Below are 15,023 nucleotides of genomic sequence, written 5' to 3' on the forward strand. Positions count from 1 at the left end.
TCACTTTATACGCTGTTTTTTTACTCCATCATGTCACCTTCAAACAGGTAAAGCTCCATCATATTTAAGTTTTGGCGTAAATCCTTTGCTAAATCACGTGAAATTTTGCCATCCTCAAATAGCTGTTGAATTGCATCACGCTCAAGCTGCATACTAGCCACTTCCACTTCTCGCACTTTTTGATCGAAGTTTGCTTGCGTTTTAGGTTTACCAGGGATTTGTTTTGCATGATCTAATAAAATAAGATGCTCAGTAATTAAAGGATTGATTAAATCTTCATTTTGTTCATTTAGCTCACTACGCAAACGTTCAATAACGAGACGTTCATTTTGTTCACGCAAAAACTGAATTTCTTGAATTGCCTTTTGTTGTTTTTTAGGTATGGAAGAAAACTTTTTTTTCCGTTCTTTCCAAGTTTTAGGATGAAGTAACATCATACCTACCCGAGAAATAAAAATAAGAAGTGTTTTAACTTTCATCTTAAAGCGTTTTTTTAGTGCAGATTCCATTAAGAATAAATAATGTTGATAGCGATATTCTAGATTTTCACTGATTTTATGTTCTCGATATAACTTCTCGGTATTTTCTTGCTGCCAAGAAATAATTTCTAGTCGCTTCGCTTTTTCAGTTTGGCTCATTCTTTTCATGGTTGCATCTTGTTGAATATCATGAATACGCTGACGATAACGTTTAATAATATATTCCGTTGCTGATTTGTTTTCTGGTGTGACTTGTTCATACAAACTTCGAATAACAGAGCGCCAGATTTTTACGCGAACAGCTTTTTCAGCACGCACATCGGTTGTCGTCGCTTCATCCTTCCGTGCTAAAACAGGCAAAATAAACGTCGCGATTAAAAGCGAACATAAAATGACCCCGGATGCTATAAAAATAATTAATGCTCTTTCGGGAAATGGTCTCCCGTTATCAAGAATAAATGGAATGGAAAGCGCTGTTGCTAAAGTAACTGCTCCGCGAACACCAGAAAGGCTTGTTAAGGTAGCAGATTTTAGTGCTAATCTAGGCTTAGCTTTTCTTTTCTGATCTCGCCGGACATTAAATAGCCAAAAGCCATAAACCCAGAGAAAACGAAGCGCAATAAGAGCAAATGTAATGAGCAGAATATAAGCGATCACTTGGGTATTGCTTATATCTGAATCCCTCCATACAACCTCAATAATCGAAGGAAGTTGCGTCCCTAATATCAAAAAGACCAGCCCATTCAGTACAAAAATAATTACCGACCATGTACTTTTTGAAACAACGCTTAACTTCACTTGCTGCGGATCTAGTTTCTTCCTTTCCACTGCATGAATAATCCCCCCTGCAACAACAGCAAGAATTCCAGAAACATGAAGCTCCTCGGCCACTAAATAAATTAAGAATGGGGTTAATATTTGGATGAGCATATGAAATGTAATATCTTCCATCCCAAGGCTTCTCACCCATTTCAAAAATTGAGACTTTATGTAACTAAAAATAAGCCCAACAAGAATACCACCAAGCGCAATAACGACAAAACTAAGGCTTGCATCAACCAAACTAAATGTTCCAGTTACCATCGCAGCAATCGCAAATTGGAAAGCGACTAAACCTGAAGCATCGTTCATCAGTCCTTCACCTTCAAGTAAACTCATCATTCTTTTTGGTAAATTAATCCGATCTGAAAGCGAACCAACAGCAACCGCATCTGTTGGCGCAAGAGAAGCAGCTAAAGCAAAAGCCGCAGCCAGTGGGATACTTGGAATTAACCAATTAACAAAATAACCGATAACGATGACGGTTACAAATACTAAACCAAGAGCCATCAACAAAATCGGCGTTCGCATTCGCCAAAGTGCTTTTTTATCTGTACGCCTTCCATCATTAAATAAAAGTGGCGCAATAAACATCACAAGGAATAATTCCGGATTTAATTTTAATGTAAAACCAAGTGGTAAAAGAGCAATAATGATACCTAGCCCAATTTGAATAAGTGGTATCGAAACAAATGGAACAAAGCGGTTAATTAAGTTAGAAGTAAAAATCGCAATTAATAACAATAAAACATATAGAAAAATTTCCACAGAAGTCTTCTCCTTTCCTGTATTTCTATTATGCCTGAAATACAAGAAGGCTGCAAACTATTTAAGAAAGTTAACTAATTTTCATTATCTTCAATATGCTTTTTATATTCGTCAATTTCTTCATTTAATTTTTTCATTTTATCATCTAAATTCATGACAATCTCTGCTGCTTCTTTTAATTCTTCTATTAAATGACGTGGAGCTTCTTGTTGATATTTATAATAAATTTTATGTTCCAAACTTGCCCAAAAATCCATAGCAACTGTGCGAATTTGAATTTCAACCACAATTTTTTCAGATCGATTGGTTAAAAATACAGGAATCTCACAAAGTAAATGAAGACTTCGATATCCATTAGGTTTGGGATTAGTTACATAATCTTTTACACGCAAAATAGAGATATCATCTTGATTTTCAAGCATCTCTCTAATTTTAAAAATATCAGAAAGAAATGAGCAGCTAATCCGAATACCCGCGATATCATGAACATGTTTCACTGCATTTTCAGGAGTGATATCAAGTCCTTTTTTTTCTAGCTTTGCACCAATGCTTTCTAGTGATTTTACACGTGACTTTAAATGCTCCATTGGATTATAATCGTGAATAAATTGGAATTCCTCATTTAATATTTTCAATTTCGTATTGACTTCTTCAAGCGCGAAACGATGTAATAACATAACATTACGCCACGCCTTTAGTTCATCTACAGAAGGTTGCACAAATGACAACTCCTTTCCTTCTTGCTTGACCTACATTCATTCTACTATACTTTCATAAAAAAGGCTTTGAAATCCGTAAAACTTAATTATTTCTTATCTTTTCAAATAACGATAATTAATTGAAAACTGCCACTTCTTCAAAAAGACTTGCTTTCTCTGAGATTCTAATTTAATATGTAAGAAAATGAAATAAAAATCCTCATCCTATTTTGGTGAGGTAGAGGTTGCAAGAATCACAAGTAATAATAGAAAGGGACGCACTCTCCCACTTGATTTATTATGAACAGGAAACTTGCCGAAGTGAACTAGATGTGCGGTCTATTTTGCTGGGACAGTTGGTGAAAGCTGCTGGACTGCTGCTGTTGTCTGTTGCAACTAGCAGGTGTGCTATCTGACAAGGATGCGGTCAATTTACTTATGCCGCTCTCTTCCTAAGATTAGAGCGTTTTTTCTTTGTCGCGCAACACCCTCCCTCAAATTTTATTTAAAACTATATTAATAAGGAAGGTAGATTAACTTTGGAAAAAACAAATCAAGGAGAAATTAGACGCGATCTAAAAACACGCCATTTATCTATGATCGCCATTGGAGGCTCAATCGGTACAGGGTTGTTTCTTGCAAGTGGAAACGCCATTCATACTGCTGGCCCTGGGGGTGCGATTGTTGCTTATATCGCGATCGGCATGATGGTCTTTTTCCTAATGACAAGCCTTGGAGAAATGGCAACTTATATGCCAGTATCTGGTTCATTCAGTACGTATGCTAGTCGTTTTGTTGACCCGGCCTTTGGATTTGCACTTGGCTGGAATTATTGGTTTAACTGGGCAATTACACTCGCTGTCGACATTTCAACGGCTGCTTTAATCATTCAATTTTGGTTCCCACATACTCCAGGATGGCTTTGGAGCGCTATCTTTTTAGTGCTTATCTTTGGTCTTAATGCGTTATCTGTTCGGGCTTATGGAGAATCAGAATATTGGTTCTCAATCATCAAAGTAGTCACCGTTATTATTTTCTTAATCATAGGCATCCTAACGATTTTTGGTATTCTTGGTGGAGAATATATCGGTATGAAAAACTTTACACTAGCTGAAGCTCCTTTTAAGGGTGGTTTCTTTGCTATTCTTGGAACGTTCTTAATCGCTGGTTTTTCTTTTCAGGGGACAGAGCTTGTTGGAATTGCTGCTGGTGAAAGTGCAACACCCGAAAAAAGTGTACCTAAAGCAATTAAACAAGTTTTCTGGCGTATTTTATTATTTTATATTTTTGCGATTTTCGTTATTGGATTGATTATTCCCTATACTAGCTCAAACTTACTTGGAAGTGGTGCTGAAGATGTAGCAATCAGCCCATTTACACTTGTATTTGAAAAAGCTGGCTTAGCCTTTGCTGCTTCTGTTATGAATGCTGTCATTTTAACTTCCGTACTTTCTGCTGGAAATTCTGGGCTTTATGCTTCTACACGAATGCTTTGGTCTATGGCAAAAGAAGGTTCTGCACCCCGCTTTTTAGCTAAAATCAATCGACGTGGTATTCCAATGGCTGCGCTTATCGTTACAGCGCTCGTAGGGGCTTTAACCTTTATTACGACATTATCTGAAAATGGAAGTATTATTTATACTTGGTTGCTTAGCGCTTCTGGTCTAACTGGCTTTATCGCTTGGGTAGGGATCGCCGTTAGTCATTATCGTTTCCGTCGTGCTTTTATTAAACAAGGCCATGACTTAAATGAACTAAAATATCGGGCTAAATTTTTCCCATTTGGGCCCATCTTAGCACTTGTCCTTTGTATTTTGGTTATCATTGGCCAAGATTATCAATCTTTTCTTCATCCAGAATTTGCCAATCCTACTTGGTGGCAAAAGATGGGCGTTTCTTATATTGGACTACCGATCTTCCTTACTTTCTGGTTAGCGTATAAATTCACGAAAAAAACGAAACTCATTCCTTTAGATAAAGCAAAATTTGATCATAAATAAAAAAGTTCCCTCAAAAGCTGGTTTTTATTCCTACTTTTGAGGGGATTTTTATATTTTTAATAGTCTAGCTACTTTTTGATTTAAGGCAATCACTTGCTCCATCTCTTCTTTTGAAAGCTCTGTTGTGATCTTCAATAATGCTTTAATCGTATAGGCATTTTCACTTTTTTGATCAACGAAAGCCCGACCCTTTTTTGTGAGCCTAACATAAAAATCGTTTTTATCAGGGAAAATAAACAATAGCCCTCGCTCAATCAAAACCTTCATTGCTGCTTTCACTTGAGGTGCCAACTGACGAAACAGAAGGGCCTCCTCTGAGACTTGATACAAAATATCCTGTTGTTTCTTTGTAAGTCCCAAACCCGCTTGATTCTCTATCGTTAATGTCTCTAGTGTTTGTTGAATAGAATGATATTCAGCCAAAAGTAATTTCACCTTCTCTAAATCACTTATGATCATCTTCATCACCTCTCCTTTTAAATAAAGTTTATCTCATTCTGTTTATTTTCACAATATGATTTACAAAATCCTTACCCATTCTTTTCATTTTATAAATGTTTAACTCGCCTTAGAAAAGGAAATATGGATTTGGTAGAGAAAATGATATTGGAGGAACTTAAAATGGCAAATGACAAATGGACAATTGATCCAGCACATAGCTCAATTGAATTTCAAGTAAAACACATGATGGTTTCAAAAGTAAAGGGCGCCTTTAATGACTTTGAAGCAGACGTTGAAATGGACCTTGAAAACTTACAAGAGGCAAAAGCAAATTTCAAAGTGAAAGCAGCCAGTGTTGACACAAGACAGCCTCAACGGGATAACCATCTAAAAAGTGAAGATTTCTTTGATGTCGAAAAATATCCGGATGTTCTATTTCAATCAAAAGAAATTATCCCTAAAGGCGATAATGAATATGACGTAAAAGGCGATCTAACCATCCGTGATGTTACAAATACTATAATGTTTCATTTAACTTATGAAGGCAGTGGCAAAGACCCTAATACAGGAAAAATGATTGCCGGCTTTGAGATAACTGGTAAATTTAATCGCAAGGATTTTGGCTTAAATTACAATGCGGCTTTAGAAACTGGTGGCGTATTAATTGGCGATGAAGTCAAGCTTGATATCCAAATTGAAGCGAGTAAACAATAAAATAGAGCAAAGTTTGGAACATCGCATGATTTAGCTCTATTTTTTAAGAAAATACGATTTGAAAAATTAGCGTAGGTTCTACATTTCAAACACGACAAATCGAGCGAAAGCGTTTGTATTAAAGAAGTTTGCCAGAAACTGGAAGCAAAGTGTATGTCTACCGGAAATTGGGCAAACTTCAACGCTTGTCGCCGATTTATTTTGTTTATCTATTCTAAATTTATATAGATTTCCTCTTCTCTTTAAGCTAAAATAGATATATTATACGATTTGAAATTGAAAAGGGTGAAAAAATGGAGCAAAAATATGGCGAAAAATTAACTGGTTTCCTAGCTGGTGCTTTTGCTTATACGATCTGGGGTATCTTACCAATTTACTGGAAGCTGATCGGAGGAGTTCCTGCTTCTGAGATTTTAGCTTATCGAATTCTTTGGTCTTTTGTCTTTATGGTGCTTTTTATTGCCATTTTAAACAAAACAGCAGAAACATGGCGCGAGATTAAAACGATTTTCACACATCCAAAAACAGCAATATTGATTACTTTTGCGGCCATTTTAATCACTGCGAATTGGTTTATTTTTATTTTCACTGTAAACAGTGGACATGTTACAGAAGCAAGTCTTGGTTATTATATTAATCCACTTGTTAATGTGCTTATTGCTACGCTTTTTTTAAAAGAAAAATTATCTTACGTCGAATTAACAGCTGTTTTATTTGCTATTGTGGGTGTTATTATTTTAACTTATCATAGTGGGCATATTCCCTTTGCGGCCATTGCTATGGCTGTTACGTTTAGCCTGTACGGGTTGATTAAAAAATTTGTACCGGTTTCAGTATTTACTGGGTTAACACTTGAAACAGCGATTATTTTTCCATTTGCGCTTATTTATCTGGTCTTTTTTGCAAAAACGTTTTTCATGAGCTATGCTTTTTCAACAGATATTCTCGTAGCCTTAGCTGGTGTAGTTACAGCTATTCCATTGCTGCTCTTTGCTACAGCTGCCAAAAGAATTAGCTATATAATGGTTGGTTTTTTGCAATACATTGGACCAACACTGATGTTCATTTTAGGTGTTCTATTTTATAAAGAGCAATTTGATCAAGTTCAACTCATTGCTTTTTTATTTATTTGGTTAGCGATTATTATCTTTATGTCCGCCAATATTATGATTGCCAGAAAAATAAAACGGCTCGAACAAGTTAACAAATCACTCAACTAAAAATGTTTTTTTCAAATGAATCCGGGAATAATAAAATAGCTTACTATTTTTGTGCAATGGAGGAATGAACCATGAAAATTGGTATTATTGGTGGAACTGGACGTGTAGGATCAAGGATTTTGGTTGAAGCACTAAGCCGTGGCCATGAAGTGACTGTATTTGTTCGTAATGCCGGGAAAATTTCTCATGATTATAAAGATGTAAATATCATTCAAAAAGATTTATTTCATTTAAAGCTAAGCGATTTTAAAATGCTTGATGTCGTAGTCGATGCTTTTGGCGCACCCGTTGAACAAGCAGAAAATCATGTTTTTGCAACAAAACATCTTATCGCTGTCTTAGAAGATAGAACATTACCACGACTAATCGTTGTCGGCGGCGCTGGAAGCTTGTTTACTGATGAGGAAGGACATCTCCTAGTTGAGTCAAAAGGTTTAAAAGAAAGTCCATACTATCCTACCGCAAAAGCACAAGCAGAAGAATTAACGCTTTTAAAAAATGCAGGAGCAACATTAAACTGGACTTATCTAAGTCCTCCTGCTGTTTTTGAACCAGGTGAAAAAACGGGCAGCTATCAAGTAGGCAAGGATCATCTCCTCTTTGATGCTGACGGAAATAGTCATATCAGCATGGAAGATTACGCAATAGCAGTTCTTGATGAAATAGAGCTTCCACAAAACTTAGGATCTCGTTTTACAGTCGCTGCGAAATAAAAAATGGAAGAGTCTAGATCACAAGCGGATTATCGCTTGATGCCCTAGACTCTTTTATGTTCTAAATGTCACATCCATTATTTAAGCCCTCAATATTTTTGCAAGGGGCTTCCCTTTACTTAATTCATCAATGAGTTTATCTAAATAACGAATCTTCTGCATTATCGGGTTTTCAATTTCTTCAACACGCACGCCACAAATTACCCCTTTAATTAATTCTGCATTTGGATTAAAATGCGGAGCTTCTGCAAAGAATGTTTCAAAATCAACACCCGTTATTATTTGTTCATCTAGCATGGTTTGATCATACCCTGTTAACCAATAAATAATTTCATCCACTTCCGCTTTCGTCCGTTGTTTGCGCTCAGCCTTTTTAATATAAAGTGGATAAACACTTGCAAAGCTTGTTGTGAAAATTTTAGGCTTTGGCATTCATTTTCCTCCTACGATCTTAATGACATTCTCCATCAGAAGAATGTTTTTCAGTACGTACAGTTTGAGCAGCTGTTTTTACTGTTTGAGCTAAATTTCCGACCGGGTCACTTTCACACGCTTTTTTAACCGTATTCTCTATTTTTTCTACAGGGCTGCTTGACCTTACTTTTTTCACAGTATTGGCGATGCAGTTGCATCTTTCATGTGTCTTTTTCTCAGCAAACATGTGGTCTTCTTGACCTTCCATTTGTTTTCGCGCAATAGAAAGCATTAATTTTATCCGATTTAATTGATTTACTGAGCTTGAGCCTGAATCGTAATCAATCGACATAATATTGGCATGTGGATATAGCTTTTTTAATCCCTTAATCATGCCACGCCCTGTAATATGATTTGGTAAGCAAGCAAATGGCTGTAGACAAGCAATATTTGGCACATGATGATCTAGTAACTCAAACATTTCACCCGTTAAGAACCAGCCCTCACCCATTTTATTCCCAAGTGAAAGTAATTGACTTGCTTTCTCAGCAAGAACCTCAATACTTTCTGGTGCTTCAAAACGCTGGCTATTCCTAAAAGCATCACTAATCGGTTTCCGAAAATGATTGATGGTAGGGATTGCAATGCTTTGCTTAACAAATGATTTTACTTTTGAACGACCAAAAGCATTTACAGCAAAATGCTCATCATAACAGCAATAAAGCAAGAAATCCATCAAATCAGGAACAACAGCTTCTCCTCCTTCAGATTCAATCACATCGACAATCTTATGATTAGCACCTGGATGAAATTTAACAAGAATCTCACCAACAACGCCAACACGTGGTTTCTTTTCATCACAAAGAGGCAATGTATCAAAAGCAGTGACGATTTCTTTTGCAAATTGTTTATAAGCTCCAAAAGAATAATGACGCATTAATTTTTTCCCTTGTGTGAGTAATTTTTGATAAAGTTCATTCGCACTTCCTGATACAGCTTCATACGGTCTTGTCCGATATAACATCTTATCTAGCGCATCGCCAATAGCAAGTCCAGCCATAAAACGAGTTAATATTTTTGGTGTCATTTTGAAACCAGGTTGTTTTTCTAAACCACTTGCATTAAGTGAGATAACAGGAATATGATTTAAATCGGCTTCATTCAATGCTTTTTTCAACATAGAGATGTAATTGGTAGCTCGGCATCCACCGCCAGTTTGTGTCATTAAAACAGCGGTTTTATTCAAATCGTACTCCCCATGTTTTAGAGCATCCATCATTTGTCCAATTGTTAAAATTGCTGGATAACAAGCATCATTATTTACATAACGCAAGCCTTCATCAACAGCTCTTGGTGTGACAGCTGGTAAGATCTCTAGCGCTAAACCACACGCTTTTCCTGCTGCTTCAAGTAACGCAAAATGTGTAGGAGCAAGCTGCGGCGCTAAGATCGTATAGTTTTGGCGCATTTCTTTTGTAAATTGTGGCTGTTCTTTTGGTCGCAACATAGCTTCTGGCTTAATTTGATGATGTTCACGCTCGTTAATGGCTGCTTTTAGCGATCTAATTCGAATACGTGCCGCGCCAAGGTTGTTGATTTCATCAATTTTAAGCAATGTGTAAACTTTATTATGCCCTTCGATAATTTCCTGACACATATCCGTTGTAATCGCATCTAAGCCACAGCCAAATGATGTTAATTGAACAAATTCTAGATCGTCTCTGCTTGCAGCAAAGCTAGCCGCCCGATACAAGCGTGCATGATATTTCCACTGATTTTCAACACGCAATTTATGTTTGATTTCACCTAGATGAGCAATCGCATCTTCTGTTAAAACGGCCATACCGTTCATTGTAATAAGCTCTGGGAGGCCATGATTGATTTCTGGATCAATATGGTAGGGGTGCCCAGCTAAAACAATGCCTTTGACATGGTTTTTTGCAAGATAATGGAGTGCACTTTCACCTTCTCTTTGAATATCTTTTCGACATGCCTCTGCTTCTTTTAGTCCAGCTACTACAGCCCGCTTCATTTCATCAGCAGGAATTTCTGGAAAAGTCTGTTGCATCGTTCGAATAAACGCTTTCTCATTATCCAATGTTAGAAATGGATGATGTAGTGGAATTTTTGCTTCGGCTAAAGCATCGACATTTACACGGATCACTTCAGGATAACCGGCAACAACAGGACAATTAAAATTATTAGTTGCTTCGCCAAACTCTGGCTTTTCATAAACAACCGATGGGTAAAAAATGGCATCGACTTTCTTTTTCACCAAATCACTAATATGTCCGTGCGTTAACTTTGCAGGATAGCAAACCGCTTCGGAAGCAATCGTTTCTATTCCTTTTTCATATAAGTTTTTACTTGATTTAGCGGAAAGAACAACACGAAAACCTAGCTCATTAAAAATGGTAAACCAAAGCGGGTAATTTTCATAAATATTAAGTGCACGCGGAATCCCCATAACGCCACGTTTTGCTTCTGATTTTTTTAGCGCTCGATAGTCAAATATCCGTTTTAATTTATAAGCATATAAATTAGGCAGTAAGTTACGTGTTTTTTCCACTCTTGCGCCGCGTTCACAACGATTCCCACTGATAAAACTTCGCTCATCATCAAAGCGGGTAATCGTTAGTTGGCAAGTATTACTACATAAATTACAACGCGATTCAGAAGTTTCAGCGTGAAATTCACGTAGCTTTTCAAGAACAAGCATTTCACTTACTTCACCCGTTTCATAATGTTCACGGGCAATTAAAGCGGCCCCATAAGCGCCCATCATTCCAGCAATATCTGGACGAACTACTTCTTTTCCTGTCAATTGTTCAAAAGCTCGTAAAACGGCTTCATTATAAAAAGTGCCTCCTTGAACAATTACTTTTTCACCAATATCTTTTGGATTACGTAGTTTGATCACTTTTTGCAACGCATTTTTTACAACAGAATAAGCAAGACCAGCAGATAAGTCTTCTATACTTGCGCCTTCTTTTTGAACTTGCTTGACTTTAGAGTTCATAAATACAGTACAACGAGACCCTAGATCAACCGGTTCCTTAGCGTTTATTGCACTTTCAGCAAATTCGTCAATCGTCAAATTAAGCGTTTTAGCAAAAGTTTCTAAAAATGAACCACAGCCTGCTGAACAAGCTTCATTTAGCATCAAGCTATCCAGTGCTCCTTTTTTGATTTTCATGCACTTCATATCTTGACCACCAATATCAAGAATAAAATCAACATCTGGCAAAAATTCACGCGCCGCTCGGTAATGTGCAACCGTCTCAATTTCCCCCACATCAATTTTTAAAGCCGCTTTAATAAGCGATTCGCCGTACCCAGTAATACCTGATTGAACAATACGAAAGCTTTCTGGAAGTTCTTCATAAAGCTTACTCGTTGCATCGATAACCGATTGCAAGGGACTTCCGAAGTTACTTCCATAATGTGTATAGAGAATTTCATTATTTTCTCCCATTAAAACGAGCTTTGTTGTTGTTGAGCCTGCATCAATCCCTAAATAAGCGGCACCTGAGTAAACTTTAAGGTCCGTTCGCGGTGCTTTCATTTTCAGATGTCGTGCTCTAAATGCAGCAAGTTCTTCTGCTTTTGTAAAAAGTGGTGGTAACGTATCTGTATCTTTTGCCATTTTTGTTAAATCTAAGGCTATAAGCTTAGTGATTAATTGTTCTATTCGTAAAGGAATACTTCCTCGCCCAGTAAAAGCGCTCCCAAGCGCAATAAAATACTCTGCATGATCTGGCGCGATAATATCCAGTTCAGCCAATTTTAAATTTTCAGTAAAACGATAACGCAATTGATCTAAAAATGTTAAAGGGCCACCTAAAAATGCCACTTTCCCACGAATTGGTCGCCCACAAGCTAAACCACTGATCGTTTGTGTCACAACGCTTTGAAAAATAGAAGCAGCAATATCTTCTTTCCGCGCACCTTCATTTAAAAGCGGCTGTACATCTGTTTTAGCAAATACACCGCAACGTGACGCAATAGGATAAATCGTTTTAGCTCCTTTAGCAAGTTCATTTAAGCCTGTTGGATCAGTTTGTAACAACGTCGCAATCTGATCAATGAATGCACCTGTCCCACCAGCACAGGCATTATTCATCCGTTGCTCAATTCCACCTTTAAGATAAATGATTTTTGCATCCTCGCCGCCAAGTTCAATCACTACATCTGCTTCTGGAATGACTTGCTCCACCGCTTCTGTACATGAAATCACTTCCTGAACAAAAGGTACCTTCAAAAATTTAGCAATCGCTAAACCTGATGAACCGGTAATATTGAGTGTGATCTCATCTGTTTGACATGTGACGTTTAAATCTTGCATAATTTCTAAAACTATTTTTTTAATATCAGAATAATGTCTTCGGTATGATTCAAATACAATTTCCCCTTGATCATTTAAAGCCACTGCCTTTGCAGTAGTGGAACCGACGTCTAATCCTACATGAATCATTTCTCTCTTCCTTTCTATTTTGTAACGAATGACTTGAGATTTTCCTTTTTATTGTTTAATTAATCACAAATGAAGTAAACGTTCATTAATGAGTGAGCACTCACTTTAAAAATAAAAAGAGCTCTTGCTTTATTTAACTCTCATTCTACATGAAATCGCATATTTGTAAAGTTTTTAGTAACGTAGTCGTTTTATGAGTTATTCAATCTAGTTTTTAAAAGGAAATAGCTAACTAAAGACGCAACCTAAAGCTATAATAGCGTTTTAAACGATTTAAGCCCTATATCTCTACTTCCTATTTTCTGCACGCTAATTTTCGCTTGACAGACTTTTAGTAAAAAGATATATTATAAGTATACTTATTAAAGGGAGCAGGAATAAAATGAAATTCAGTTTTGAAGTAAAAGTAGATGCGACGTTGGAAAAGGTTTGGGCTCTTTATGAAGATGTCAACAAATGGTTTGCTTGGGAAGACGACTTAGAAACAATTTCTTTAGAAGGTGCCTTTACTCAAGGAACGCAAGGCACAATGAAACTCGTCGGACAGCCATCGATTTCTTTTAAATTAGTATCTGTTACGCCAAATAAGGAGTTTACTGACAAAACGACTATTCCAGATATGGGAGATCTTTATTTCACTCATGAACTAAGCAAATCGGGCAACCAAACACAAATAAAACACTCCGTTGAATTTATTCCACTCAATCGAAAAGAAACCATTGAAGATACAAAATTTGTAGCGCAAATATTTGCAGATGTCCCAACTTCAATTTTTGCTTTGGCTCAAGCGGCAAAATGAATAATTTTCCATCTGAATTCAAAAACAATTCAACTGAGTCGGTCGGTTTATCGTTCATAAAAGTATATAATTTGTGGCATAAAGCGATTAAAGATCAATTAAAAAAGGTCAATTTAACTCATCCGCAATTTACCATTTTAGCCTCTTTAGGATACTTAAGTCAAAGTAAAGAGGAGATCAACCAAGTAGATATTTCCAAACAAGCAGATATTGATGTCATGACGGTTTCTACAATTATTAGAAACCTTGAAAAGTCAGAACTATTGATTCGGCAAGCTTCTTTATCAGATACGAGAGCTAAGTCAATAAAACTAACAGATTCCGGTGCGAACCTTCTTTCTAAAGCTTTGCCTTTAGTAGAAAATATCGATCATACTTTTTTTGGAACTTTAGATCAGGATCAATCAACGTTTAATTTGTTACTTCTTAAGTTAATCAAAGAAAATTTAAGATAAACTAGAAAAAAACATACTAGGATTAGCAGGTACTGAATCACCTGCTAATTCTAGTATGTTAAATAAAAAAGCCATTCCAATCTTTACAAGCGAGAGGAAGGCTATTATATTAACTTACTTACAGCTTTTCATTTCAGATCAGCTTAGTCATTTTCATCAAAAAGTTCTTCAAGCTTTCTTATATTAATGGCAAGCTCACCATTACTTGTATACTTCAAAACCTGAATATCCATAAGTTCATTTACTACTAAATTGAAAAAATAAAGATCTACTCCGCTATATTCAGCCAGTAATTTAGTTGTTACTTCATAAGGAAGTAGTGCGTACTCGCCAACACGGAAACTCAATGAATCGCTTAAATTGTATAAAGAATGAAGCACTTTTTTCTTTCTAGTATAGTGAGTAAGAGAAAGTACTCTGCTATGCAAATTACATATTTTTTGACTAACATATTGAATGAGTAGTTCTGAAAAAGATGGACGTATTGATAAATAATTCAAGAAATATTCTTTCTCAATAAAAATAACTTCACTCTTGGCTTTCGTCATTACCTGGTAATCATCACTTACTGAAGCGCCAAAGAGCCTTCCAAGACCTAGGAATTCTTGGTCTCCCAAAATTTCTATTACAATTCTCTTTTTACTAAGATCAGTTTCGCTAACAGCACAAAGCCCCTCTTTCAAAAATACCACATATTTCGTAACGTTAAAATCAGCGTATACACTTTGATTTTCAGCAAAACTTTTTGAGAAAAATTGTTGCTTCTTTATTCGATTCTCTTCTAACTCAAGTAGCATGGAGGAAAATTGTTCTTTTAGATCTGACGTATCATTTTTTTTGCAAAGAAATTTAGATTCTATCAAGATTTTTATCCGCCTTCCTTTTGATATACTAATGCAAAAATAATCTTTAGATTTAAAGATTTCCTGATTTTCACATAAAGTATTTCTTAATTTTATTGTTAGCCTTCTTTATAATATAACGAATTAGAAAATAAACAATTAATTAGGAAGCGCTTTCTTTAGCATT

General features: G+C 36.2%; 12 protein-coding genes and 1 riboswitch. Of the genes, 6 read left to right on the forward strand and 6 right to left on the reverse strand.

The features are described from left to right. Positions 1-20: 20 nt before the first annotated feature. Together G6Q10_RS06885 and G6Q10_RS06890 are read right to left on the reverse strand one after the other, a co-directional pair. Entirely contained in the window at positions 21-2,066 is a 2,046-nt protein-coding gene (locus tag G6Q10_RS06885) for a Na+/H+ antiporter (protein ID WP_163654547.1), read from the reverse strand. Between the two features lie 74 nt (positions 2,067-2,140). Then, positions 2,141-2,743, reverse strand: a complete 603-nt coding sequence (locus tag G6Q10_RS06890; RefSeq protein ID WP_163655802.1) for a GTP pyrophosphokinase — start codon at positions 2,741-2,743, stop codon at positions 2,141-2,143. 252 nt (positions 2,744-2,995) lie between these two features. Beyond that, positions 2,996-3,183, forward strand: a riboswitch (Lysine riboswitch). A 177-nt stretch (positions 3,184-3,360) separates the two neighbouring features. Here G6Q10_RS06890 and G6Q10_RS06895 point away from each other — a divergent pair. Next, complete coding sequence (locus tag G6Q10_RS06895) at positions 3,361-4,764, forward strand: amino acid permease (RefSeq protein ID WP_370519544.1); 1,404 nt, start codon at positions 3,361-3,363, stop codon at positions 4,762-4,764. A gap of 48 nt (positions 4,765-4,812) precedes the next feature. Here the strand turns inward: G6Q10_RS06895 and G6Q10_RS06900 are convergent, their stop codons facing one another. Beyond that, positions 4,813-5,229, reverse strand: coding sequence for a hypothetical protein (locus tag G6Q10_RS06900; protein WP_163654551.1), 417 nt, complete (start codon positions 5,227-5,229; stop codon positions 4,813-4,815). 156 nt (positions 5,230-5,385) lie between these two features. Between G6Q10_RS06900 and G6Q10_RS06905 the strand changes: the two genes are divergently transcribed. The 3 genes from G6Q10_RS06905 to G6Q10_RS06915 all read left to right on the forward strand — a co-directional run bounded on the left by G6Q10_RS06905 (position 5,386) and on the right by G6Q10_RS06915 (position 7,852). Beyond that, complete coding sequence (locus G6Q10_RS06905; RefSeq protein WP_163654553.1) at positions 5,386-5,919, forward strand: YceI family protein; 534 nt, start codon at positions 5,386-5,388, stop codon at positions 5,917-5,919. Between the two features lie 293 nt (positions 5,920-6,212). Further along, positions 6,213-7,139 carry an EamA family transporter RarD gene (gene rarD, locus G6Q10_RS06910; RefSeq protein WP_163654555.1) on the forward strand — a complete coding sequence of 309 codons (927 nt, stop codon included), beginning with the start codon at positions 6,213-6,215 and terminating at the stop codon, positions 7,137-7,139. A 71-nt stretch (positions 7,140-7,210) separates the two neighbouring features. After that, on the forward strand, positions 7,211-7,852 hold the full coding sequence (locus tag G6Q10_RS06915) for an NAD(P)-dependent oxidoreductase (RefSeq protein WP_163654557.1): 642 nt from the start codon (positions 7,211-7,213) through the stop codon (positions 7,850-7,852). An 81-nt stretch (positions 7,853-7,933) separates the two neighbouring features. Here G6Q10_RS06915 and G6Q10_RS06920 read toward each other — a convergent pair whose 3' ends face one another. Further along, positions 7,934-8,284, reverse strand: coding sequence for a DUF2200 domain-containing protein (locus G6Q10_RS06920; protein ID WP_163654559.1), 351 nt, complete (start codon positions 8,282-8,284; stop codon positions 7,934-7,936). 19 nt (positions 8,285-8,303) lie between these two features. Beyond that, complete coding sequence (locus G6Q10_RS06925) at positions 8,304-12,740, reverse strand: 2-hydroxyacyl-CoA dehydratase (RefSeq protein ID WP_163654561.1); 4,437 nt, start codon at positions 12,738-12,740, stop codon at positions 8,304-8,306. A 382-nt stretch (positions 12,741-13,122) separates the two neighbouring features. Between G6Q10_RS06925 and G6Q10_RS06930 the strand changes: the two genes are divergently transcribed. Continuing rightward, the gene (locus G6Q10_RS06930; RefSeq protein ID WP_163654563.1) at positions 13,123-13,539 is read left to right on the forward strand and encodes an SRPBCC family protein; all 417 of its coding nucleotides are present in this window, start codon (positions 13,123-13,125) and stop codon (positions 13,537-13,539) included. Further along, complete coding sequence (locus G6Q10_RS06935) at positions 13,536-13,994, forward strand: MarR family winged helix-turn-helix transcriptional regulator (RefSeq protein WP_163654565.1); 459 nt, start codon at positions 13,536-13,538, stop codon at positions 13,992-13,994. Before G6Q10_RS06930 ends, G6Q10_RS06935 begins: the two co-directional genes overlap by 4 nt. 143 nt (positions 13,995-14,137) lie before the next feature. On the opposite strand, the gene G6Q10_RS06940 is transcribed toward G6Q10_RS06935, so the two are convergent. Continuing rightward, complete coding sequence (locus G6Q10_RS06940) at positions 14,138-14,857, reverse strand: Crp/Fnr family transcriptional regulator (RefSeq protein ID WP_163654567.1); 720 nt, start codon at positions 14,855-14,857, stop codon at positions 14,138-14,140. Positions 14,858-15,023: the final 166 nt, after the last annotated feature.

This window comes from Listeria sp. PSOL-1 (assembly GCF_902806445.1).
In the GTDB taxonomy this organism is placed as follows: domain Bacteria; phylum Bacillota; class Bacilli; order Lactobacillales; family Listeriaceae; genus Listeria.

What these genes read in the sequence shown, in the direction of transcription:
- G6Q10_RS06915 (WP_163654557.1), top strand. Translation starts at nt 7,211, where the DNA reads ATGAAAATTGGTATTATTGGTGGAACTGGACGTGTAGGATCAAGGATT.
- G6Q10_RS06920 (WP_163654559.1), bottom strand. Translation starts at nt 8,284, where the DNA reads ATGCCAAAGCCTAAAATTTTCACAACAAGCTTTGCAAGTGTTTATCCA.
- G6Q10_RS06895 (WP_370519544.1), top strand. Translation starts at nt 3,361, where the DNA reads ATGATCGCCATTGGAGGCTCAATCGGTACAGGGTTGTTTCTTGCAAGT.
- G6Q10_RS06890 (WP_163655802.1), bottom strand. Translation starts at nt 2,743, where the DNA reads ATGTTATTACATCGTTTCGCGCTTGAAGAAGTCAATACGAAATTGAAA.
- rarD (WP_163654555.1), top strand. Translation starts at nt 6,213, where the DNA reads ATGGAGCAAAAATATGGCGAAAAATTAACTGGTTTCCTAGCTGGTGCT.
- G6Q10_RS06900 (WP_163654551.1), bottom strand. Translation starts at nt 5,229, where the DNA reads ATGAAGATGATCATAAGTGATTTAGAGAAGGTGAAATTACTTTTGGCT.
- G6Q10_RS06930 (WP_163654563.1), top strand. Translation starts at nt 13,123, where the DNA reads ATGAAATTCAGTTTTGAAGTAAAAGTAGATGCGACGTTGGAAAAGGTT.
- G6Q10_RS06905 (WP_163654553.1), top strand. Translation starts at nt 5,386, where the DNA reads ATGGCAAATGACAAATGGACAATTGATCCAGCACATAGCTCAATTGAA.
- G6Q10_RS06935 (WP_163654565.1), top strand. Translation starts at nt 13,536, where the DNA reads ATGAATAATTTTCCATCTGAATTCAAAAACAATTCAACTGAGTCGGTC.
- G6Q10_RS06925 (WP_163654561.1), bottom strand. Translation starts at nt 12,740, where the DNA reads ATGATTCATGTAGGATTAGACGTCGGTTCCACTACTGCAAAGGCAGTG.